The sequence below is a fragment of the Streptomyces sp. NPDC001157 genome, assembly GCF_053598255.1.
Map to the genome: position 1 here is coordinate 523,179 of NZ_JBSFJW010000001.1, position 22,495 is coordinate 545,673.

Annotated in this window: 11 protein-coding genes; 5 read left to right on the forward strand and 6 right to left on the reverse strand. The window is 69.2% G+C overall.

The window, feature by feature from the left end; translation table 11 throughout:
* Positions 1–84 precede the first annotated feature (84 nt).
* Complete coding sequence (locus ACWDAG_RS02315; RefSeq protein WP_450693682.1) at positions 85–1,185, reverse strand: beta family protein; 1,101 nt, start codon at positions 1,183–1,185, stop codon at positions 85–87.
* A 187-nt stretch (positions 1,186–1,372) separates the two neighbouring features.
* Here ACWDAG_RS02315 and ACWDAG_RS02320 point away from each other — a divergent pair, with 187 nt between their 5' ends.
* From ACWDAG_RS02320 to ACWDAG_RS02335, 4 genes are read left to right on the forward strand one after another with little or no spacing between them, the layout of a single operon-like run.
* Positions 1,373–8,242: a DEAD/DEAH box helicase gene (locus tag ACWDAG_RS02320; RefSeq protein WP_450693683.1), complete on the forward strand. Its 6,870-nt coding sequence runs from the start codon at positions 1,373–1,375 to the stop codon at positions 8,240–8,242.
* Complete coding sequence (locus ACWDAG_RS02325) at positions 8,239–10,476, forward strand: UvrD-helicase domain-containing protein (RefSeq protein ID WP_450693684.1); 2,238 nt, start codon at positions 8,239–8,241, stop codon at positions 10,474–10,476. Before ACWDAG_RS02320 ends, ACWDAG_RS02325 begins: the two co-directional genes overlap by 4 nt.
* A gap of 17 nt (positions 10,477–10,493) precedes the next feature.
* Positions 10,494–12,578: an AAA family ATPase gene (locus ACWDAG_RS02330; protein WP_450693685.1), complete on the forward strand. Its 2,085-nt coding sequence runs from the start codon at positions 10,494–10,496 to the stop codon at positions 12,576–12,578.
* On the forward strand, positions 12,571–13,866 hold the full coding sequence (locus ACWDAG_RS02335; RefSeq protein ID WP_450693686.1) for an McrC family protein: 1,296 nt from the start codon (positions 12,571–12,573) through the stop codon (positions 13,864–13,866). Before ACWDAG_RS02330 ends, ACWDAG_RS02335 begins: the two co-directional genes overlap by 8 nt.
* A 96-nt stretch (positions 13,867–13,962) precedes the next feature.
* Here ACWDAG_RS02335 and ACWDAG_RS02340 read toward each other — a convergent pair whose 3' ends face one another.
* The 5 genes from ACWDAG_RS02340 to ACWDAG_RS02360 form a co-directional block, all read right to left on the reverse strand.
* Positions 13,963–15,606: an APC family permease gene (locus tag ACWDAG_RS02340; RefSeq protein WP_450693687.1), complete on the reverse strand. Its 1,644-nt coding sequence runs from the start codon at positions 15,604–15,606 to the stop codon at positions 13,963–13,965.
* Positions 15,607–15,775: 169 nt separating this feature from the next.
* On the reverse strand, positions 15,776–17,140 hold the full coding sequence (locus tag ACWDAG_RS02345) for a GH1 family beta-glucosidase (protein ID WP_450693688.1): 1,365 nt from the start codon (positions 17,138–17,140) through the stop codon (positions 15,776–15,778).
* 41 nt (positions 17,141–17,181) lie between these two features.
* Positions 17,182–18,021, reverse strand: coding sequence for a carbohydrate ABC transporter permease (locus ACWDAG_RS02350; RefSeq protein WP_450693942.1), 840 nt, complete (start codon positions 18,019–18,021; stop codon positions 17,182–17,184).
* A 22-nt stretch (positions 18,022–18,043) separates the two neighbouring features.
* A complete protein-coding gene (locus tag ACWDAG_RS02355) occupies positions 18,044–19,039 on the reverse strand; it encodes a carbohydrate ABC transporter permease (protein ID WP_450693689.1) in 996 nt (331 codons plus the stop codon).
* Positions 19,040–19,043: 4 nt separating this feature from the next.
* Positions 19,044–20,360, reverse strand: coding sequence for an ABC transporter substrate-binding protein (locus ACWDAG_RS02360; RefSeq protein ID WP_450693690.1), 1,317 nt, complete (start codon positions 20,358–20,360; stop codon positions 19,044–19,046).
* A 204-nt stretch (positions 20,361–20,564) separates the two neighbouring features.
* On the opposite strand from ACWDAG_RS02360, the gene ACWDAG_RS02365 reads away from it, so the two are divergent.
* Positions 20,565–22,340, forward strand: coding sequence for a coagulation factor 5/8 type domain-containing protein (locus ACWDAG_RS02365; protein WP_450693691.1), 1,776 nt, complete (start codon positions 20,565–20,567; stop codon positions 22,338–22,340).
* The last annotated feature ends 155 nt before the right edge of the window (positions 22,341–22,495 follow it).

The following is a 22,495-nucleotide window of genomic DNA, read 5'->3' on the forward strand; positions in this document are numbered from 1 at the left end:
CCGCATGTGCCCCTCGTTGGATGCACCGACCAACTTGGTGACTCTATGTGTTGTCCCGGGGGACACACACGCCTTTTGGCCAGCTCACGGCGCCGCATCCGCAACAAGTTGGTTCACGACGAAGCTCATGTGCTGGATATGCCCCACCTTGATCCAGGTCTCCGCGTTCCCTGACCCCTTGGCGCCCTCTCCTGACGCGCACTCGTACAACCAACGCTCACCGTCGCTGTAGCCGCTGCCTCGGAATGCGTCGGACTCCGTGATCCGGCGGGCCATGGCCCGCACCCGGTCCACTCGGTCGTTCCCCCTGGTGGGCACTCGCCCGATGAGGAAGGCGTCCGGTGCGGTGTATCGCATCAACCCCCACGGTGGTCCCGGTGTCCGCACATGGGGAATGTTCGCACTGAACGCGTGCTCCACCGAGTGGTCCCCGTAGACCAAGGCACTCGGAATTGCGGGGCGGGCAGCCCGCACGGCCCCGTAGAGCTGCCGATCATGGCGTGGAGCGATGTAGGAGGTCTCTGCGCCCGGGTTGTCGTGCAGGCGCGGAAAGGCTCCCGACGTCAGGATGATCGTGCGCCACGGGACGAGCACGCCCAGCAGGTCCAGGGCCGCGATGGCGTTCTTGCTCGCCTCCGCCGCGTCCGCGACCGCACCCATGTCCAGGATCAGGTCCAGTCGCGAAGGGGGCAGGCACAGTCGGTCGATCAGCCTCAGCAGCTCAGTTGACTGCGGCTCGTCCGGCGGGACGTCGACCAGCACCCGTATGCCGATTCCCCGCCCGCTGAGGAACGCCAGGTCGGCAGTGCAGCGCTGAAGCGTGGGATCCCGCTCCGGGCCAGTGACCAGCCGCAGGGTGCTGCGGGTCGTCAACCGCCACAGGGTCGCCGCGGTCCCGTGGAGGCTGCCTTCCACATGGACGGGGTCCACCCAGCCGGGCAATCCGTCCATCGCCTCGATCAGCTGGTCCGTGCGCGGACCGAGCCAGCGGTCGAGTGCGGCTTGGTCGCTGCCCGGCGTCTGGACCGGAGTGGTGCGCTCGCCGCGTGGACGTTCTCGTCCCGTGTGCGGCACCAGCGTCCACAACGGCGCGATACGTCGCCGTACACGCACATCCAGTTCCGCATAGGCGTTCCAGGCATCCCGCCGTGCAGGCAGCACCGGTACATAGATCGGCTCGACCATCGCGGCTCCCCCAGACCCCGCTGCAGCGCCGTATCGCCCCTGGTTGAAGCGTGAAGTGGAACGTTCGGTGACGAAAGAATGCGGTTTCGGCCATGGACCGCTCATATGAGCCGCGAATCGGGAGACGATGTCACATGACCGCTATACGGTTGATCCGCACAACATCCTGGGGACGAAGGAGTACGTCGTGAGGCCGACCCTGGCCGCCGCACAGGTCCGCGGCAGCTTGATCCAATACCTCACGACGACATACGCCCTCACCGACGGAGACACGCGCCTGGCGTTGGAGCGCTTCCTCGGGCACCCCGAGACGGGCATCTTCCGAGGTCCCTATCTGCGGATCAGGACGCCCTTCCACAAGGCCGACGACGGCTGGCAGCGGCATCTCGAGTGGGCGCCCGGCTTTCCGCCGTACCGACACCAGGCCAAGGCGTGGGAGCGGCTGAGTACTCTGCACGGTCCGGCGCGGCCCACGCTCATCACCACCGGGACCGGCTCCGGCAAGACGGAGTCCTTCCTCGTGCCCGTGCTCGACCACTGCCGCCGGGAGAAGGCACGCGGGAAAAGCGGCATAAAGGCGGTGCTGCTGTACCCGATGAACGCGCTCGCCACCGACCAGGCCGGGCGTATCGGCGAGTATCTCGCGCAGCCGGAGCTCGCCCAGGTCACCGCCGGGCTCTACATCGGTGACCGGCCGGACACCGACTTCCGGCGGGTGCTGACCCGGCGCGAGGAGATGCGGCTCGCGCCCCCCGACGTGCTGATCACCAACTACAAGATGCTCGACCTGCTGCTGCAGCGCGGCGAGGACCAACCGCTGTGGGACGGCGCCGACATCACCTTCGTGGTGCTCGACGAGTTCCACACGTACGACGGGGCGCAGGGCACCGATGTCGCGATGCTGCTGCGCCGGCTGGCCTCGGCCACCGGGCAGAGCAGGCCGGGTCAGCCGCTCGGGGCGATCTGTCCGGTGGCGACATCCGCGACCCTTGGTGAGGGCGGCCCCGGCGATCGGGACGGCGGGATCCTCGACGTCGCGGCCCAGGTGTTCGGGATGCCGTTCGCGCCCGATGCCGTGATCGGTGAAGAGCGCATGTCCGCAGGGCAGTTCACCGGAGATGTGGACTATGAGCTGCCCGTGCCACCCACGCCGAAGGAGGTCATCGACTTCTCCGGCGGCCCCGGGGTCGAAGCCCGCCCGGACCTGCTGGACCTCGACGGGCTCGCGGAGAAGCTCCTCGGGCGGCGCGGGCTGGACGCGTTCCAGCTCGGCAGGCTGCTGAAGCGGCACGACTTCACTCACGGTGTGCTGTCGCTCCTGGACGGTGAACCGCTCGGCGAGTGGGAGCTGCGGGACCGGATGAACCGGTTCGGGTACGCGTGGGCACGCACCGCACGGGATAATCCGCGACTCGTGCTGCAGGCCCTGTCGCGTTTCGTGGCGCTGCTGTCCGCCGCTCGGGATCCCGAGTCGGACGAGAAGCGGCCTCGGCCCCTGCTGCACATCGAGGCCCACCTGTGGGTCCGGCCCGTCACGCGCGTGCTGCGCGGTGTGGCGCCGACACCGGAATTCCGCTGGTACGAGGACGACCGGACCGCGGCACGCCGAGCGGCACTTGCCGCGCCGCCCGCCGGCGGTGACGAGGACGAGCGGTCGTCGGGGTCGTGGCCGTCCGGTGACGCCCGGCGGGCAGAGGCACAGCCCGGGTCGGACACGACGGTGCGCCCCGCCGCCGTACATCTGCCCGCCGTCTACTGCCGCAACTGCGGGCGGTCCGGGTGGGCCGCGCTGTCTCCGGAAGCCGATCCGCAGCAGTTGGTGATGGCGCAGGACAAGGTGTGGCGCGCGGGAATCGGGCGCGACAAGCGGCGTATCCGCTACTTCATCGCCGCCACGCCCGCCGAGCGGGACGCGGCGCTCGGCGCCCTCACCGGCGCCAAGGCGTCCTCGGGAAGCGGCGTCGACCCGCTCTCGGTCGTCGTACTGGACGGCGCCCAGGGGACGTACCGGCTGCCGACGACCGCGGACCGCGACGAACTGCAGGACGGCTGGTTCGCGCTGGCCGTCACCGACAAGAAGTCGGGGGACCGGGCGGCCGTCGACGACCGCTGCCCGGCCTGCAGCACGGACAACGGAATCCGCTTCCTCGGTACATCGCTCGCCGCCCTGGCCTCCGCCACTGTCACCCAGCTGTTCACGGGCGGGGACATAGCGCTCGTCCCGGAGGAGCGCAAGACGCTGCTCTTCAACGACTCGACGCAGGACGCCGCGCACCGGGCGGGTTATGTGGCCAACGCCTCGTACAAGTTCTCCCTGCGGTCGCTGCTCGCGCACGCCCTCGACGACTCCCCGGAGCCACTGGCGCTCAACGACCTGATCGGGAACGTGCTCGACTCCGTCGACGACCCGCAGGCGCTGGCCGCCGTGGTGCCGCCCGACCTGCACGACGAGCCCGGCGTGGACCGGCTGCTGTCCGGGCGGGGCACGGGTGACGCCCGTACCTGGAAACTCATCGGTGAGCGGCTGGCGTTCGCCACCGTCATGGAGTTCGGTCTGCGCTCGCGTCAGGGGCGGACCCTGGAACTCACCCGGACCACCGCCGCCGAGGTCGTCATCGGGGAGCCGGAGCGCCTCACCGCGCTCGCCCGCGATCTGCATCTGTCGCTTCCCGGTCAGCTGGTCGCGGTGGGCGGGCTGCCGACGCCCGAGCGCTATCTGGCGTTCGTGCGCGGGCTGTTGGAGCGGGTACGGCAGCGCGGTGGCGTCCGGCACCGGTGGCTGGAGCCCTGGATGCGGGACGCGGGCGTCACGCGCTTCAAGGTGTGGGGAGGGCGTCCGGACGGCATGCCGGCGTTCCCGGACGGCGTCGCGGCTCCGCGGTTCCTCCTGGACGGGCCGAAGGAGAAGTCGACCTTCGACGCGGCCACCGGCAGGCTCGGCTGGTATCAGGACTGGGCCCGGCGGTGCCTCGGTCTGGACGCGGCGGGCGCGAGCGAATACCTGCGCCGGCTGCTGCCCGTGCTGGCGGAGGAGCATGTGCTCGCGGTGCGTACGGCGCAGGACCGGACCACCAAGGTGTACGGCCTGCAGCCAGGGCACATCGAGGTACGCCTGCTGGACGACGACGTGGTCAACAAGGCGTTCGTCAGCTGCGCGGACTGCGGCTGGGAGCAGGTGGTGCTGCCCGAGCGCAGGACCCGCTGGTACGGGCATCCGTGCCCGCGCTACCGCTGCCCGGGGATATTGCGGCCTCCGCCGGCCGACGTGTCCGTCAGCGTCACCAGCACGTCCGGCAGCTTCGGCGGCTCCCGGGAGCGCGACTACCAGAACGACTACTACCGGCGGCTGTACCTGACGGGCGGCACGTTCCGCGTGGTCACGGCGGAGCACACAGGTATGCTCACCCGTCCCCAGCGCGAACGCGTCGAGCGGACGTTCCGCGAGGGCACTCACTACACGGACCCGAACGTGCTCTCCTGCACGCCCACGCTCGAACTCGGCATCGACATCGGCGACTTGTCGGCCGTCCTCCTCGGCTCCCTTCCGAAGGGTCCGGCGAACTATGTGCAGCGGGCCGGACGAGCGGGCCGGAAGACGGGCAACGCGCTGGTGGTCGCGTTCGGCGGCCGACGCGCCCGCGACCTCTACTACCTCGACGAGCCACGGGAGATGATCGCCGGCGACATCGTGCCGCCCGGCTGCTATCTGTCCGCGGTGGAGATCCTGCGCCGCCAGTACACGGCCCATCTGCTGGATCTCGCGGCCCGCGGCTCACTCACCACGGCGGACGGGGAGCAGCTCCAGCCCGCGCCGCGGCTCGTGTCGGCGCTCTTCGGCACCACCGGATGGTGCCAGGACCTGGCGGACGCCGCGCTCACCCAAGGTGCGCGTCTGGTCGAAGACTTCCTTGGCCTGTTCCCCGTCGGTGGGCCGGACGGCTCGGGAGTCTCCGATCACGCCGCAGACCAACTACGCACCTACGCCATGGGCGGCATCGTCCGGGCCCTCCAGGAAGCCGAAGAAGACTGGACCGGCCGGCGTGAAGAACTGCGGCGGCGCATCGCGGCCATCGACAGCGCGATGGACGCACTCGTGCGCTCCGATCCCGAACAGGACCGCGAATACCGGGAGTTGCTGGCCGAGCGCCGCGCCACCGGCGACCTGCTGCGCGAACTGAGCCAGACCAGTGCCCACGGCGCGCTCGTGGATCTCGGTCTCCTGCCGAACTACAGCCTCGCCGACACGACGACCCAGCTGGAAGCCACCCTCTACTGGACCGAGGAGACCGAGGACGGCGACGCCGAGGCCGCCGGCTCGAAGAAGACGTACCGCAGCGAAGTACGGGACTACGAGCGCTCCCGCAGGCTGTCCCTCTCCGAACTCGCCCCGGGAAACAGCTTCTACGTCAACGGCTACCGGCACGTCGTACGCGCCCTGGACATCGGCAGCCCGGACCGACGCGCCTGGTCCGTGTGGCGGCTCTGCCCGGCGTGCGGCTACGTCCGCACCGACAACGCCAGGACGGACACCTCGCCGTGTCCGCGCTGCGGCGGACGGGAGATCGCCGACGCGGGTTGCGTCCAGTTCGTCATGGAGCCCAAGCGGGTCATCGCCCGCGACAAACGTGACGACGCCAGGGTCCGGGACGACAAGGACGAGCGGGACCGCCGCCGCTACGCGATGCTCACGACCGTCGACATCGATCCGGTGCATCTGGCACCCGGCTCGTGGCGGCATCAAACGGCCGTCTTCGGCATCGACTTCACCAGACGCGCCGTCATCAGAACCCTGAACCTGGGGCTCGACCGGCAGGACGGCAGCAGCACCGTGCCCGTCGCGGGGGACGATGTCCGGCTCAACCCCTTCTACGTGTGCACGAGTTGCGGCGGCGCCACCGCCGACGGACGCCCCGTCGTCGACCAGCCCTCGGGCGCACTCACGGAGTCCCTGGCCGCCAGCAACAAGGCGAGCGCCCACCATCTGCTGTGGTGCCCGCGCCGCAAGACACGGGACGCGGGCGACCAGCAGGGCAAGGGTCAGGACGTGCCGCTGCTGCTCGCCCACGAGTTGGCCACTGAAGCCGTGCGCATCCTGCTTCCCGCGTCGGTCGCCCGCGCCAAGGAGCGGCTGGCGTCGTTCACCGCGGCTCTGTTCGTGGGCATCGCCGCGCGGTACGGCGGCGATCCCGACCACATCGACATCGCCTCCGCCTCCATGCCCGACGGCGGCGACGCCGACTGGCCCCGGCGCTTCCTCGTCGTCTACGACCGGCTGCCGGGCGGCACGGGATACCTCCACCGACTGGCCTCGGCCGACGGATTCCGGGAGGTGCTGCTCAAGGCACGCGAGGTCATCGAGAGCTGCCCCTGCATCGAGAAGGGCATGGACGGCTGCCATCGGTGCCTTCTCCGCCGCGTCCCGGCGAGCGACTACGACCGGGTGAGCCGCAACGAAGTCCGCCAGATGCTCGACGAGTTGCTCGGCAAGTCCGGTGAGCGATGGAAGACCTCGCCGGTGACCGCCACCCACCAGATCCCCCTGGAACGGCAGGCCGAGAGCGACCTCGAGGTCATGTTCATCGAGACGCTCAAGGACTGGGCGAAGCATCCCGACTCGCGCGCCAGCGCCGACGCGTACACGACCTCGGCCGGTACGTACTCGCTGGATCTCCGGCTGACCGGCGCGGACGGCAGCACACTCAGCTGGCGCGTTTCTCAGCAGCGGGCGCTGGACGGGACGCGTCCGGACGTCCTCTTTGAGCGCCTCGACGCCCCCGGACCTCGACTCGCGCTCTACCTCGACGGCTACGAGTTCCACGCCACCCTCAAGCACAACCGGCTGGCCGACGACGCCGACAAGCGCACCCGGTTGCGCGCCGAGGGCCTGCGGGTCTTCCAGCTCACGTACTTCGACGTGAAGGAGTGGCGCACCCGGGTGCGCGACACCGGCTACGCCGCCGGGCCGACGGATCCGGTCTGGGAGCCGTACGGAGACCTCGGCACACAACAGGCCCGGAAGTACTATGACGAGGTGCGGGGCGGCCTGCCCGGCGAGCTCGCCCACACCGTCTGGATCAACCCGGCGGATCTGTTGCTCTCCTACTTGCGCGCTCCTGACGCCGATGCATGGCTGGCACGCGCGGAAGCGGTCGTGGCAGGCCTCACCGGGACCCGGCCGCACATGGCGGCCGTCTCCGAGGAGGCCGTGGGCCCCCAGCTCACGGCGGCTCTGCACGGTACGCCGCCCCAGGGCCGGGGCGGGCCCCTGCGCATCCTCGCCGCGGTGGACCGGTCGGGCTGTGCCGTGACGGCTGTGGCGGACGCCCGGCACAAGCCGCCCGCGTGGACGGCCGCCACCGTGCTGGACGACGGCCCGGCGGCCGTCGCGGACACGGACAACCACCGGAAGCGCTGGCGGGCGTGGCTGTACTGGAGCAATCTGCTGCAGTTCCTGGAGCACGGCGGAGGCGACAGTGCCCAGCTGACCACGAGTCTGCTGGACGGCTTCTCGGCCGACACCCTCGCGGTGACCGGCGGCTCCGGGTGGCTCGCCTCCACCCGGATCGATCTCGGGATCGACACCGAAGAGCCTGTCGAGCAGCCAGGCGTCCGTGACGCTCCTGAACCGGCACCGGCCGCACAGGAGCCGAACGGAACCACGTCGGACGGCTCTGCCTGGGACACCGTGCTGGAGTACCTCGATCCGGACGAGCCCGGACTCCAGCTGCTGGCGGTCGCACTCGCCTCGATGGCGGCACCCGCACCCGTCGACGGCTTCGAGCTCGACGACCGCGGCTGGCTGGCCGAACTCGCCTGGCCGGACCGCAAGATCGGTGTAGTGCTCGCTCCCCGCCCCGTCGGCTCCGAACCGGACTACGAGGCCCAGGACCGGGACGCCGCATTCGCCGACGCGGGATGGGACGTACGCCCCGCGAGCGAATGGACCGCCAGGGAACTGGCGGAACGGCTGACGGTGCAACCATCCGCGCCCGGCAGGAATCGTGATCAGCAAGAAGACGGAACCACCGGAACGACCCACGGGGAGCCCCACCGATGAACACCGCGAGTGTGACCCTGCGTCTGCTCGACAAGGCCGACAAGGAGATCCTCAAGCTCCCCCGCTCGGTCAAGGGCGCCCTCTACGACTTCCAGCACAAGTTCAAGGCGAATCCGCAGGCCACAGGTCTCCAGCTGAAGCAGCTGAAGGGCGACAGCAGACTGTGGTCCGCGCGCGTGAACGACGAGTACCGCGCCCTGCTGCTGCATCTCGCCGACAGCGACTGGCTGATCGTCTCCGTAAAGCACCGCAAAGAGGTCTACGAGAACCTCGACCGCCTCTCCTACGGCATCAACCAGGTCACCGGTGCCATCGAGTACGTCGACCTGCAGGTCGTCGAGGAGAGCGTCCTCAGGCGGACGGCACCCGCGCAGCCTGAGCCGACGCCCCGCGTCCAACCCGAACTCCCGCAACCGGAACCGTTGTTCGCGCACTTCTCGGACCAGCAGCTCACAGACCTCGGTGTGGCCGAGCCGCTCGTACCGGTGATCCGCACCCTCACCACCGAGGAGCAGCTGCTCGGGCTCATCGAGTACGCACCCCAGCTGACGGGCGAGATCCTGCTCTACCTCTTCGACGGCAAGTCGTACGACTACGTCCTGGAGCAGGTGACGGCCCCGGTCGCGGCGCCCGAGCCGGTCGACACCGAGGACTTCAGGACCGCCGCCGAACGCCCGGCAACGATGGTCACGACCACGGACGAGGCGCTGCGCGAGGCCCTGGAGGGCGAGGACTTCGGGCGCTGGAAGGTCTTCCTGCACCCCACCCAGTCCAAGCTGGTCGAGCGGGACTACTCGGGCCCGGCCCGCGTCGGCGGCGGCCCGGGGACGGGCAAGACCATCGTCGCCCTGCACCGCGTGAAGCACCTGGTCGAGCAACTCCCCCAGGGTCGCAACAAGCAGGTGCTGCTGACCACGTACAACAAGAACCTCGCGGCGGACCTCCGGGCGCGGCTGCTGGAACTCGGTGGCGAGCAGCTGCTGTCACGCGTGGACATCAGCCATGTCGACCAACTGGCGCTGCGCGTGGTCCGGGAGGCCGAGCCCGGCAGCACCAAGCAGACGATCGACGACAACCAAGTGCTTCGCGAGTGGCGCGCCATGCTCGACGAACTCGGCGAGACAGCCTGGGACGCCGAATTCCTCCACGACGAGTGGACCCAGGTGATCCTGGGCCAGGCGGTCGCGTCCCGCACCGACTACTTCCGTGCCCGCCGCGCCGGCCGGGGCAGGAACATCACCCGGCCCGAACGGGCCGAAATCTGGCAGCTGGCCGAGAAGTTCACCCAGCGACTGGACCGTCTCGGACGGCAGACGTGGGCACAGGTCGCCGAACGGGCCGCACGGCTGGAGATGGAGCGCGAGCGGCGGATCCAGGCTGTCGAACAGCAGCGTGCGGAGCATGACGGCCTGGACAACATCCATCTCCAGGACGGTTCCGCGGGATGGCTCCGCCACCGCTACCGGCACATCGTCGTGGACGAGGCCCAGGACCTCCGGCCCGGGCACTGGAAGATGCTCCGCGCCATGGCCGCCAGAGACCGCAACGACATCTTCCTCGTCGGCGACACCCACCAGCGCATCTACAACAACCAGGTGACCTTGGGCAGTCTCGGCATCAACATCCGCGGACGGTCCGCCAGGCTCACCCTCAGCTACCGGACCACGAGGCAGATCCTCGGCTCGGCACTCGGCGTGTTGAGCGGTGAATCGTTCGACGACCTCGACGGCAACGAGGAGAACCTGGCCGGGTACCGGTCCGTACTGAGCGGGGCCCTGCCCGAACTCCACCCGAGCACCGACTGGGAAGCCGAACGCGAGGCGATCACCGAGCTGATCTCCGAGTGGGACGACATCCCGCCGGAGCAGATCGCCATCTGCGTGCCCACCAACGCCATGGCTCAGCAAGTCGCCATGGCCCTGGCCCAGTCCGGCATCCGCGCGGTGGAGATCGGTCCGGACGGGCCGCGCGGCGACGAGGGTGTGCACATCGGCACGATGTTCCGGTTCAAGGGACTCGAGTATCAGCGCATGATCATCGCCGGAGTCAGCGAAGGTCTCGTACCTCGTGCCGAGGTGATCGGTATGCAGCGCACGGACGCCCTGCGATACCGGCGTGAACTGCAGCGGGCCCGCTCCCTCCTGTTCGTCGCGGCCACCCGTTCACGCGACTCGCTGGCGATCTTCTGGCACGGGACACCCAGCCGGTTCCTGGAACCGCTACTCGCAAGCTGACGTGAGGCTCATTCATCATGACCGACGGGTTGGACGTGTGGACGGCAGCGGCAGGGTTCGACCGGAGCGCCGTGGCCGAGGAAGAGGCCTCTGCCGCGGGCGAGCGGAAGCAGGTGCTGGGGCAGTTCCCCTTGGAGGACTGGGCGAGCCTGACCTTGGAGCGCTACGCGCTGGGTGTGGATCCTTCCGGGTCGGGGACGACGTACTGCCGGCTGATGGAGTTCGGCACGCCGAGCCTGGGCAGTATCCGGGGCGGCAGTGCGGCGAAGCACATCATTTACCGCCACAACTCCGGCGAATGGCGGATGGCGGCCCCTCTACGCGGCCTGGAGCCGCAGGAGGCGTGGGAGCAGTTGCGTGGGCAGTTCGTCCAAGCCTTCGAGGCGGTGTCGGCAGCGGACTTCGACGCACTGGACGACCTGGAAGTACTGCGGTTCGGGCCGGCGTTGGTGACCAAGTCGCTGGCCACCTATTTCCCCGAGCACTTCCTGCCCGTGTACTCCGCCGAACACATACGGAGGTTCCTCGCCCTGCTCGGTGGTACGGCGCCGGCCGACTCCCCGGCCTGGCGCAGCAACCGCAGGCTGCTGGAACTCGTGCGGTCCCGGCCCGAGTTCGAGGGCTGGAGCGAGTACGAGGTGATGACCTTCCTCTACGAGGAGTTCGATCCACGCCCCCGGCTGCGCACGATCTGGAAGATCGCCCCAGGTGAGCGGGGCCGGTTGTGGGAGGAATGCCGTGCCGGTGGATTCATCTGCGTGGGGTGGGACGAACTCGGCGACCTCAGCGCGTTCCAGACCGACACCGAGCTCAAAGCGGCCCTCGACGCGCACTGGCCACGCGGCAGCGGCGGCAGTCTGACGACCGCGCGGCGGCTGCTGGCTTTCCGGGATCTGGAGGCGGGCGACCGGATCGTCGCCAACCGCGGCATGGACGAGATCCTGGCCACCGGCACGGTCACCGGGAGCTACCACTTCCTGCCGGACCGGCCGGAGTACCAGCATGTCGTTCCCGTGAGCTGGGACGTCTCCCACGCACAGAGGCTGGCTAAGCCGCAGCGCGGATGGCGGTCCACCTTCGCCAAGGTGGACCCGACCCTGTTCACCAGGCTCACCGCGCACCAGATCGGTTCCACCTCGCAGGTGACCCCACCGGACACGGTCCCCGCGGACGTACAGACCGTACTGGACGCCCTCAAGCGCAAGGGCCAGGTGATCCTCCACGGACCGCCGGGAACCGGCAAGACCCGACTCGCTCTCAGCACCGCCCTCGCCCTGGCCGGACGCGCGGAGATGATCAACTGCGAGCCCGCCCAACGCGCCCCGGCCCAGTCCGATGTCCTCGGCGGAGACCAGGTCCGCATGGTGACCTTCCATCCCTCCTACGGCTACGAGGACTTCGTCGAAGGCTTCAAACCCGACCTCAGCGCCACCGGCTCCGGCCTGACGCTCTCCCTCACCGACGGTCTGTTCCAAGCCCTTTGCCGCCGTGCCGCCGAACAGCCCGAGCAGACGTTCCTGCTGATCATCGATGAGATCAACCGCGGCGATCTGCCGCGCATCTTCGGTGAGTTGATCACATTGCTGGAACTCGACAAGCGAGGCCTGCCGCTCGACCTGCCCGTCAGCGGGCGAAGCTTCTCCGTGCCGCCGAACATCCGCATCATCGGGACGATGAACACCGCGGACCGGAGCATCAGCCACCTGGACGCCGCGGTGCGCCGCCGCTTCGCCTTCTTGCCCGTCGATCCCGATCCCGACGCCGTGTCCGGCACAGTCGGCCCCCTGGACCTCGCCGCGTTCTTCGAGTCCCTCAACACCCGCATCAGCAGGCACCTCGACGCCGATCACCGGCTCGGGCATGCCTACCTCCTCCGCGACGGGGAGCCGATCGCGACCGAGGAGGACCTCGCCGCCGCCTTCCACCACGACGTGATCCCGCTTCTGGAGGACTACTGCCTCGGCCGGGCCGACCTGCTGCACCGCATCCTCGGGGACCTCGTCGATGCGGAGACGGGACGCCCCGCGCTCATGTCCCCGCAGGATCTCGCCACCGCCCTGGCAACCGAGTTCACCAGCGGCAAGCCGAATCCCGATGCCTGACCGCACCGAGGTCCGCCTCAGCGAGTACGAGTCCACACGGCTGGGCTGGGACCAGCTCACCGACCGGAACGTCGATCGTCTTCGCGCCCTCCAGGCACGCGGTTGCCTCGCCCTGGATGCGGACCGGTCCGGGTGGCGGCTCAAGGCCGACTCGACCGTCGGCGTCCTGGTCCTGGACCACATCCGGCTCGTCGTAGAACCCAAGTTCGCCATCCCGGGCGAGCGGCTCATGATCTGGCTCGCGTACGCCCTGGGCGCGCCCGCGCCTGTCCCGACGACGGTACGGCGTTGGTCCACCGGCCCCGAGGGCTATGCCGAACTCGTGGCCGCGGCCCTGCTGGAGCAGTGCGAGAAGCTGGTGCGTGAGGGGCTGCGCCGCGACTACGTACGCCGCCAGAGCCTCGAACCGGTGCTCCGCGGACGCCTGGACTTCGCGGCCCAGGCGACGCGCCGCTACGGACAGCTCGACCGGCTGTGTCTGCGCACCTTCGACCGGGAGACGGACATCTGGGACAACCGCGTCCTCGGGTCCGCGCTGCGGGCCGCGCTCACGCTCACCGCCCGCTCCGACCTGGCCCGCGACCTGCACGGCATCGCCGGCGCGTTCCCCCGCGCCGCCACGCCGGAGGCGGCCCTCCGCGCCCTGGACCGTATGCGCTACACGCGTCTGAACGCCCGCTACCGGCCCGCCCACACCTGGGCCCGCCTGGTCCTGCGCGGAGGAGGCGTGACCGACCTGCTCACCGACGAAGGCACCACGGCGGACGGGCTTCTGCTGCCGATGCCCGCCCTCTGGGAAGCAGTGGTACGCCGCCTCGCCGCCCAGGCTGTCGCTGCCGACCGCGGCCAGGCCGTCCCCAGCAGCGGCGGGAACCGCATCACCGTCCGCGGAGACCTCGGCACCGCCTCGTCATTCCGGCCCGATGCCCTGCTCAGCCTCCCCGGGCGGGAGCCAGGGGACCGCATACTGCTGCCGGTGGACGCCAAGTACAAGCGCTACGACCGTCACGGCGTCAGCGCCGCCGACGTCCACCAGCTCCTCACCTACAGCGCGGGCTACGCCCCTGCCGACGCCCCGGACGCGGTGATCATCCATCCTCGACCCGGCGGACACGCCCACCGCACCCTGCGCATCGACGGCCCTCGTGGTGGCCTCGGCGCAGTCCACGTCCTCGGCATCGACACGCACGCGCCTCCCGAGCAGGCGGTCGCATGGATCCGCACTGTGCTGGGCAGTAGCCTCTCGAATCCGCGTAGTACCACGCACCTGCCAGGCAATGCCGCGTAGTACTTGGAGACGACCGCACGCGAGTTCAACCAGAGCGCCCGGACACACCACATTCAGTGGGCGTGCTTCGCCTCCCGTCCGCTCTCCTCGCCCCGCTCAGAGGATCTCTTCCTCCTCCGGGACGACGACCTGGTCGATCATGTACTGGATCTTCTCGGCCGGCAGGGCGACCGCCATGGCCCAGTAATAGATGATGAGGCTGAAGCCCGCGGTGACCAGCATGTCCCACCACAGCGGGAACCACGGGTGCTTCAGGGGTCCGAAGTCGCTCAGGTAGACGATCAGCCCCATGCCGACCAGATAGACCGGCAGCCACTGCGCGGCGCGCAGGTCCAGCTGCGGCGTGATCGGGTTCATCTTGAACACCCGGTTGGCGACCAGGATGACGTAACCGATGAGGATGGCGACGCCGAGCTTCCAGTCGGTCGTCCAGCCCGACCAGAGGATCAGCAGGTTGGCGACGATGAAGGCGAGCGGTGACATCCAGCTGCCGCCGGGCAGCCGGTAGGGGCGGTGCGCGTCGGGCAGCCGGTTGCGGAACACACCGAAGGACAGCGGCGCGCCCGCGTACATCAGCACGCTCGCGCTGGTGATCAGTCCGACCAGGGAGCGCCAGCTCGGGAACGGCAGGAAGCAGATGCAGCCGATCACGAAGGCGGTGATCAGGCCGACCCAGGGGACACCGCGCCCGTTGGTCTTCTCGAACGCGGACGGCACGTAGCCGTTGCGGCTGAGGCCGTAGGAGACCCGGGAGGAGCCGGTGATGTAGATCAGGCCGGTGCCGCCGGGGGAGATCACCGCGTCGAGATAGAGGATCGTGGCCAGCCAGCCCAGGCTGATCAGCGTGGCGACCTGGGCGAACGGTCCGCTCAGGGCGTTGAAGGCGGAATCGGCCCAGGTATGGCCGATCTGGCCCGCGGGGAGTGCGGCGAGGAAGACGACCTGCAGGAGGATGTAGATGATGATGCCGAGGATGATCGATCCGATCACCGCCCGCGGGATGTCCCGCTTGGGATGGGCGCTCTCACCGGCCAGCTGGTCGGCCTGCTCGAAGCCCAGCAGGGCGAAGATGATGCCGCTGGTGGACACGGCGGACAGGATGCCCTTGGCGCCGTAGGGGTTGAATCCGTCGGCCGCGGTGAAGTTGCCCGTGTGGAATGTCGCGATGGCGAAGACGAAGATCGTCAGCAGCGGTACGCCGACCTTCCACCAGGTCGCCGCGCTGTTGGTGCGGGCCAGCAGCCGGATGCTGAGGAAGTTGATCGCCGTGATGACCGCCATCAGCCCGACCGCGACGGCGATGCCGGACCCGGTCAGGACATGCTCGCCGCCCTTGATCTTCTCCCAGCCGTGCGCCCAGGAGTAGTGCTGGCCGTACGTGATCATGGCCAGCACCTCGATGGGGGCCACCGTGGCGGCCTGCAGCCAGGAGAACCAGCCGAAGGAGGCACCGGCGGCGCCGCCGTAGGCGTAGTGCGGGAAGCGGGCGGTTCCGCCCGACACCGGATACATTCCGCCGAGCTCGGCGTGCACCAGCGCCAGGATGAGGATCGCCACGCCGCCGATGGCCCAGGAGATGATCGCCGCCGGCCCGGCCGCCGCCAGGGCACCCTGGGCGCCGAACAGCCACCCGGATCCGATGATCGATCCCTCCGAGGCCCAGATGAGGCCGATGAAGCCGATCTCGCGCTTCAGTCCCGGTTTGGTTCCCGCGCTGGGCGCTTTTTCCGATGTGGCCATGACGCGCACACCCCCTCATAGGGTGATCCTCGTCACATCATCGTCCCACGCCGACGCGCTCGCGGCAGCCGCACATGCGTGCACGACTCGGCAAAATGCCCATGCCGGGGCGACCGCGCCTGTGCCGGACCCGGGCTCCCGCGCCCGGGTCCGGCACAGAAGTCCTGTCTCAGGCCGCCTCGCGGATACGGCCCCGGTGAGCGCGGACGATCTCGGCGTAGCGGTGTCCGCTGCCCTTGATCGTCCGCACCTGCGTCCGATAGTCCACGTGCACCAGCCCGAACCGCTTGTCGTAGCCGTACGCCCACTCGAAGTTGTCGAGAAGCGACCAGGCGAAGTAACCGGCCAGCGGGGCGCCCTTGCGGGCCGCAGATGCGCAGGCCGCGAGGTGCCGCTCCAGGTAGTCCTGGCGCTCGGGGTCGTCGACGGTGCCGTCCGGGCGTACGACGTCGGGGTAGGCGGAGCCGTTCTCGGTGACGTACAGGCGCCGGGCGCCGTACTCCTCGGTGAGGCGGAGCAGGAGCGTCTCGATGCCGTTCGCGTCGATCTCCCAGTCCATGCCGGTGCGCGGGATGCCGAGGCGGCGGACCGAGCGCACGTGGGGCGGCGGGGCCGCGGGGTCGTCGGCGACTGTCGCCGGCATGTAGTAGTTCAGGCCGTGCCAGTCGAGCGGGGCGGCGATCGTCGCCAGGTCGCCCTCCTGCTCGGGGAGGTCGACGCCGTACACCTCGCGCATGTCGGCCGGGAACCCGCGGCCGTACACCGGGTCCAGCCACCAGCGGTTGACGTGGCCGTCCTGTCGGTGGGCGGCCCGCACGTCCTCGTCGCGGTCGGTGGCGGGGTGCACCGTGGAGAGGTTGGTGACGAGGCCGACCTGCGCGGACGGGACCGCGGCGCGGATCGCTTCGGTGCCGAGGCCGTGGCCCAGGAGCAGGTGGTAGGAGGCGCGGACGGCGGCCGTCAGGTCGGTCAGGCCGGGGGCCATCCTGCCTTCCAGGTGGCCGATCCAGGCCGAGCACAGGGGTTCGTTGAGAGTGGCCCAGTGCGACACGCGGTCGCCGAGACGTGCGGCGACGACCGAGGCGTATTCGGCGAAGGCCTGCGCGGTGTCCCGCTCGGGCCAGCCCCCGCGGTCCTGGAGGGTCTGCGGCAGGTCCCAGTGGTAGAGGGTGACGAACGGCGTGATACCCGCCGCCAGCAGGCCGTCGATCAACTTGTCGTAGAAGGCGAGGCCCTTGGGGTTCACCGGTCCGTCCCCGTCCGGCATCACCCTCGGCCATGCGATCGACAACCGGTAGGCGTTCGTGCCCAGTTGTCGCATCAGGCCGATGTCCTCGCGCCAGCGGTGGTAGTGGTCGCAGGCCACGTCTCCGTTGTCGTTGCCCGCGACCTTGCCGGGCGTGTGGGAGAAGGTGTCCCAGATCGACGGGGAGCGGCCATCCTCCGCGACGGCGCCCTCGATCTGGTAGGCCGCTGTGGCCGTGCCCCACAGGAAGTCGGGCGGGAAGGCGGCGAGGTCGATGCGGTCGGACACGGAAGTCCCTTCGGAATCGGTGGAGTTGGTTTCCCGACGGCTCACTTGACGGCTCCCGCCGTCAGCCCGGCGACGAGATAGCGCTGCAGCAGCAGGAAGCCGGCCACCACGGGCACGCTGACGACCAGCGAGGCGGCCATGATCTGGTTCCAGTAGACGTCGTTGAGGGTGGAGTAGCCCTGGAGGCCGACGGCGAGCGTGCGGGTGGTGTCGTTGGTCATGACGGAGGCGAAGAGCACCTCGCCCCACGCGGTCATGAACGCGTAGACGGCGACGGCGACGATGCCGGGGATCGCGGCCGGTACGACGATCCGCAGCAGCGCGCCCAGCGGTCCGCAGCCGTCCACCAGCGCCGCCTCGTCCAGGTCGCGCGGCACGGAGTCGAAGTACCCGATCAGCATCCAGATCGAGAAGGGGAGGGAGAAGGTGAGGTACGTGAGGATCAGACCGCCGCGGGAGCCGAACAGGGCGATGCCCGTGGCGTTGCCGATGTTGACGTAGAGGAGGAACAGCGGGAGCAGGAAGAGGATGCCCGGGAACATCTGCGTGGACAGGACGGTGACCGTGAAGATCCGTTTGCCGCGGAAGTCGTAGCGGCTGACGGCGTAGGCGGCGAACACCGCGATCACCACCGAGCAGACGGTCGCCGTACCCGCCACGATCAGCGAGTTCACGAAGTAGCGCGCCAGCGGGACCGTCGACCAGATGTCGATGTACGGGCGGACCGTGAGACCGCTGGGCAGCCAGCGGAACTTGCCCGTGACGTCGGCGAGGGGCTTCAGCGAGCTGGACACCATGACGTACACCGGCACCAGGACGAAGCCGGTGAGCAGGATGAGGAAGATCCGCCGGGACCAGAGGAAGGAACTCGGCGGCGCCATGGGCGACTTCAGCCTCTGGGCCTCAGACATCGGCCGTCCTCCGTCCGCGCGAGGTGAGCGCCAGATACGCGCCCGTCACCACCAGCAGGAAGAGCAGCAGCAGTACGGACATCGCGGAGCCCGTGCCGAAGTTCCAGGTGACGAAGGACGCCTGGTAGATGTGGACCGAGATGAGGTCCGCGGCCTCGGGCGCGGCCTTCCCGAACAGGACGTACGGTGTGTTGAAGTCGTTGAAGGTCCACAGGAAGAGAACCAGGACCAGGACCTGGTTCACGGGGCGCAGGGACGGCAGCGTGATGCGGCGGATCTGCTGCCACATCCCGGCACCGTCCAGGGCGGCCGCCTCGTACAGCTCGCGCGGGATGTTCTGCAGGCCGGCCATGACGATCAGGAAGGCGAACGGCCAGCCCTTCCACACCGACACGGTGAGCAGCGCGTAGAAGCTGTTGTCGCCGATCAGCCAGAAGGACGGCTTGTCGGTCAGGTGCAGCTGGTCGTGCAGGACGTGGTTCACCAGGCCGTTGTCGTGCTGGAACATGAACACCCAGGTGATGACGGCCGCGTAGACCGGTAGGGCGTACGGCACCAGGAACAGCGCCCGCAGCAGGCCGCGGCCGCGGAAGGTGTCCTGCATGAAGACCGCGGCCGCCGTGCCGATCAGCCAGCACAGGCCGACCGAGAGCAGGGTGAAGGCGACGGTGACGAAGAAGGAGTGCAGCAGCGCCTCGCCGACGGGGGCGTCGAAGTCCACCGAGACCTTGTAGTTGCCGAGGCCGGACCAGGGCGCGCTGCCCCAGTCCCGGATGTAGAACTGCGTGAGCTCCTTGAAGCTCATCACGATGCCGATGACCATCGGCACGAGGTGGACCAGGAGTTCGAGGATCAGGGCGGGCAGCAGAAGCAGGTAAGGGAGTCCGATACGGCGGACCCGGCCGGAGCGGCGGCCACGCGGTTCGCGCGCCGCCGCCCCGGAGGAACTCCCGCTCACCGAAGGCTCCTTGAGGGCGGTGGTCGTCATCGGATCACTTCGCCGGCATCTGCTGCTGGGCCTTCTCGAGCGCCGCCTTCACCGAGCCGGTGGTCACCGCGCGCCCGGCCGCCGCCTCCGCGAACAGGTCCTTGACCGCCGTACCGACCGCCGTCTCGAACTGCGACTCGTCGGCCACCTGCGGCAGCGCGGCGGCGCTCGTCGCGAGGGTCTGCTTCAGCACGGAGTTGGACGCGCTGTTGAACGCGGCATCCGACTGGGCGGCCTTCACCGGCGGGATCGAGCTGTACGCCGTGTTGAGGATCTTCTGCTCGGCGTCGCTGGTCATGAACTTCACGAACTTCGTGGCGCCGTCGAGGTTGTGGGTGTTCTTGAAGACGGCGAGGTTGATGCCGGCGACCATCGAGTTGACCTGGGTGCCTGTGCCGGGGGTGCCGGACTGCACGGGTACCGGCGCGATGCCGTACGAACTCTCGCTCATCCCCTGGGACTTGAGGTTGGCGGCGGCGGACTGCCACAGCAGCATGGCCTGCTTGCCCTTGGCGAAGTCGCTGACGGACTGGTTCTGCGCGTACTCGGCGTCGCCGGCCGGGATGACCTTGTCCTTGGCCATCAGGTCGACGTACTGCTTGACCGCGGTGACCACGCCGTCGCTGGTGAAGTCGGGCTTGCCGTCCGCGGTGAAGAAGTCGGCGCCGTGCTGCTTGGCGAAGACGAAGACGTGGTGGATGTTCTCCGCGAGGTTGGCTCCCTCGGCGCCGAGCGGTGACTTGCCCTTCGCCTTGATCTTCTTGCCGTCCGCGACCAGTTCGTCCCAGGTGGCCGGCGGCTTGGAGATGCCCGCGTCGGCGAAGATCTCCTTGTTGTAGTAGAGGGCGTAGGCCATCGAGTACAGCGGTACGGCCGCAGGGTCCTGGCCCGCCGCTCCCGTCGAGCCGAGTGCGGAGTCCACGAAGCGGTCCTTGCCGCCGATCTTCGTGAAGTTCTTGGCGTCCCAGGGCAGCAGGGCGCCGGTGGCCTGCAGGGAGGCGCTCCAGGTGTTGCCGATGTTGAGGACGTCGGGGCCCTGGCCGGAGGTGGTCGCGGTGAGGATCCGGTTGAGCAGATCCGACCAGGGGACGACCTCCAGTTTCACCTTGATGCCCGTCTGCCTCTCGAACTTGTCGAGCTCGGGCTGCAGGACCTTCTTGTCGACGGCGATGCTCGCGCCCTGGTTGGAGGCCCAGTACGTGAGCGTCTTCGGCGAGTCGTCGGACCCTCCGCCCGTCGACGAACCGCCTCCGCAGGCCGAGGCGGCAAGGGCGAGTGACATGGTGACGGCGCCTACGGCCGCGGCTCGGATGCTGCGCATGGCTCCCGGTGTCCCTTCAGGGATTGCACTCATGACTTAATTTAGGACGTGAGTTAAACCTCAAGGGATGGGCTCGTCAAGGGGTACGGCAACCCTTTCCGGCCACACCTCTTGACGCAGCCGTTCGGGCAGTTGAAGCATTCAGCGGCGAGAGAGCGCTCCCAAACCCCACCTCGTTCACTTCCTGAACAGGAGAGCCGCCCCATGCCCCTGCCTGACTCCGGCCTGCCCGCCATGGGCCGCAGAACCGTCCTCGGCGCAGTCGCTCCCGCTGTGCTGGCCCTGTCCGGCCGCGCCTTGGCCACCCCCTCGGCCAAGAAGCCGCGACTCCTCCCCGGCGGCGGCGACCTCGGCCCGAACGTCCTGGTCTTCGACCCCTCCACCCCTGGCATCCAGGCCAAGCTCGACGAGGTGTTCAAACAGCAGGAGTCGGCCCAGTTCGGCACCGGCCGCTACGCACTGCTGTTCAAGCCCGGTACCTACAACGGCCTCAACGCCCAACTCGGCTTCTACACCTCGATCGCAGGGCTGGGCCTCTCCCCCGACGACACGACCATCAACGGAGACGTCACGGTCGACGCGGGCTGGTTCAACGGCAACGCGACGCAGAACTTCTGGCGCTCGGCGGAGAACCTGGCCCTCGTCCCGGCGAACGGCACCAACCGGTGGGCGGTCGCGCAGGCGGCCCCGTTCCGCCGTATGCACGTCCGCGGCGGCGTCAACCTCTCGCCCACGGGTTACGGCTGGGCGAGCGGCGGCTACATCGCCGACAGCCGTATCGACGGCCAGGTCGGCCCGTACTCCCAGCAGCAGTGGTACACCCGGGACAGCGCGATCGGGAGCTGGCTCAACGGCGTCTGGAACATGGTGTTCTCCGGCGTCGAGGGCGCCCCGGCGCAGAGCTTCCCGAACCCGCCGTACACCACACTGGACACCACCCCGGTCTCCCGCGAGAAGCCCTTCCTGTACCTCGGCGGCGCCTCCGACCTCCGCGTCTTCCTGCCGGAGAAGCGGACGAACGCCCGCGGTGTCACCTGGGGCAACGGCACCCCGCGAGGCACCTCACTCCCGCTGTCCCAGTTCTACGTCGCCAAGCCGGGCGCATCCGCGGCCACCCTCAACCAGGCGCTGGCACAAGGACTTCACCTGCTGCTGACACCGGGGATCTACCACCTCGACCAGCCGATCCAGGTGAACCGCGCCAACACGGTCGTCCTGGGCCTGGGCTACGCAACTCTCGTACCCGACAACGGAGTTACCGCCCTGCGCGTGGCCGACGTCGACGGCGTGCGCCTGGCCGGATTCCTGATCGACGCCGGACCGGTCAACTCCCCCACCCTGTTGGAGATCGGCCCGCGCGGCGCCTGGCGGGACCACTCCGCCAACCCGACCACCGTGCAGGACGTGTTCGTCCGCATCGGCGGCGCGGGCGCCGGAAAGGCCACCACCAGCATGGTGATCAACAGCCGGCACACCATCGTCGACCACACCTGGGTATGGCGCGCCGACCACGGCACCGGCGTCGGCTGGGACACCAACCGCGCCGACTACGGAATCGTCGTGAACGGCGACGACGTGCTGTGCACCGGCCTGTTCGTGGAGCACTTCAACAAGTACGACGTGCAGTGGTACGGCCAGCGGGGCCGCACGATCTTCTTCCAGAACGAGAAGGCCTACGACGCCCCGAACCAGGCCGCGATCCAGAACGGCTCGGTGAGGGGCTACGCGGCCTACAAGGTCGGCGACGGCGTCACCGCGCACGAGGGCTGGGGCCTGGGCAGTTACTGCTACTACAACGTCGACCCGACGATCGTCCAGCACAACGGCTTCGCCGCCCCGAACCGCCCCGATGTGCGCTTCCACAACCTGCTGGTGGTCTCCCTGGGCGGAAAAGGCCAGTACGAACACGTCATCAACGACACGGGCGCACCGACATCGGGCACCTCGACGGTGCCGTCCACAGTGGTGTCGTATCCGTGAGCCGGGGCGGCCCCGCCCGGGTACGGGGAGGGGCCGCCGTGCCTCGTTCGCCAAACGACGGTCGGGGCCGGGTTCGGCGCGTCGCGCGTCGGGCGGGTCGTGAAGGTGCCGCGGCCGCGGGGGCGGTGGCCGACGTCAGGGGCATCGCCCACACC

Coding starts and splice junctions, on each gene's coding strand:
- ACWDAG_RS02330 (WP_450693685.1), top strand. CDS start 10,494: ATGACCGACGGGTTGGACGTGTGGACGGCAGCGGCAGGGTTCGACCGG.
- ACWDAG_RS02335 (WP_450693686.1), top strand. CDS start 12,571: ATGCCTGACCGCACCGAGGTCCGCCTCAGCGAGTACGAGTCCACACGG.
- ACWDAG_RS02355 (WP_450693689.1), bottom strand. CDS start 19,039: ATGACGACCACCGCCCTCAAGGAGCCTTCGGTGAGCGGGAGTTCCTCC.
- ACWDAG_RS02350 (WP_450693942.1), bottom strand. CDS start 18,021: ATGGCGCCGCCGAGTTCCTTCCTCTGGTCCCGGCGGATCTTCCTCATC.
- ACWDAG_RS02360 (WP_450693690.1), bottom strand. CDS start 20,360: ATGCGCAGCATCCGAGCCGCGGCCGTAGGCGCCGTCACCATGTCACTC.
- ACWDAG_RS02365 (WP_450693691.1), top strand. CDS start 20,565: ATGCCCCTGCCTGACTCCGGCCTGCCCGCCATGGGCCGCAGAACCGTC.
- ACWDAG_RS02325 (WP_450693684.1), top strand. CDS start 8,239: ATGAACACCGCGAGTGTGACCCTGCGTCTGCTCGACAAGGCCGACAAG.
- ACWDAG_RS02340 (WP_450693687.1), bottom strand. CDS start 15,606: ATGGCCACATCGGAAAAAGCGCCCAGCGCGGGAACCAAACCGGGACTG.
- ACWDAG_RS02315 (WP_450693682.1), bottom strand. CDS start 1,185: ATGGTCGAGCCGATCTATGTACCGGTGCTGCCTGCACGGCGGGATGCC.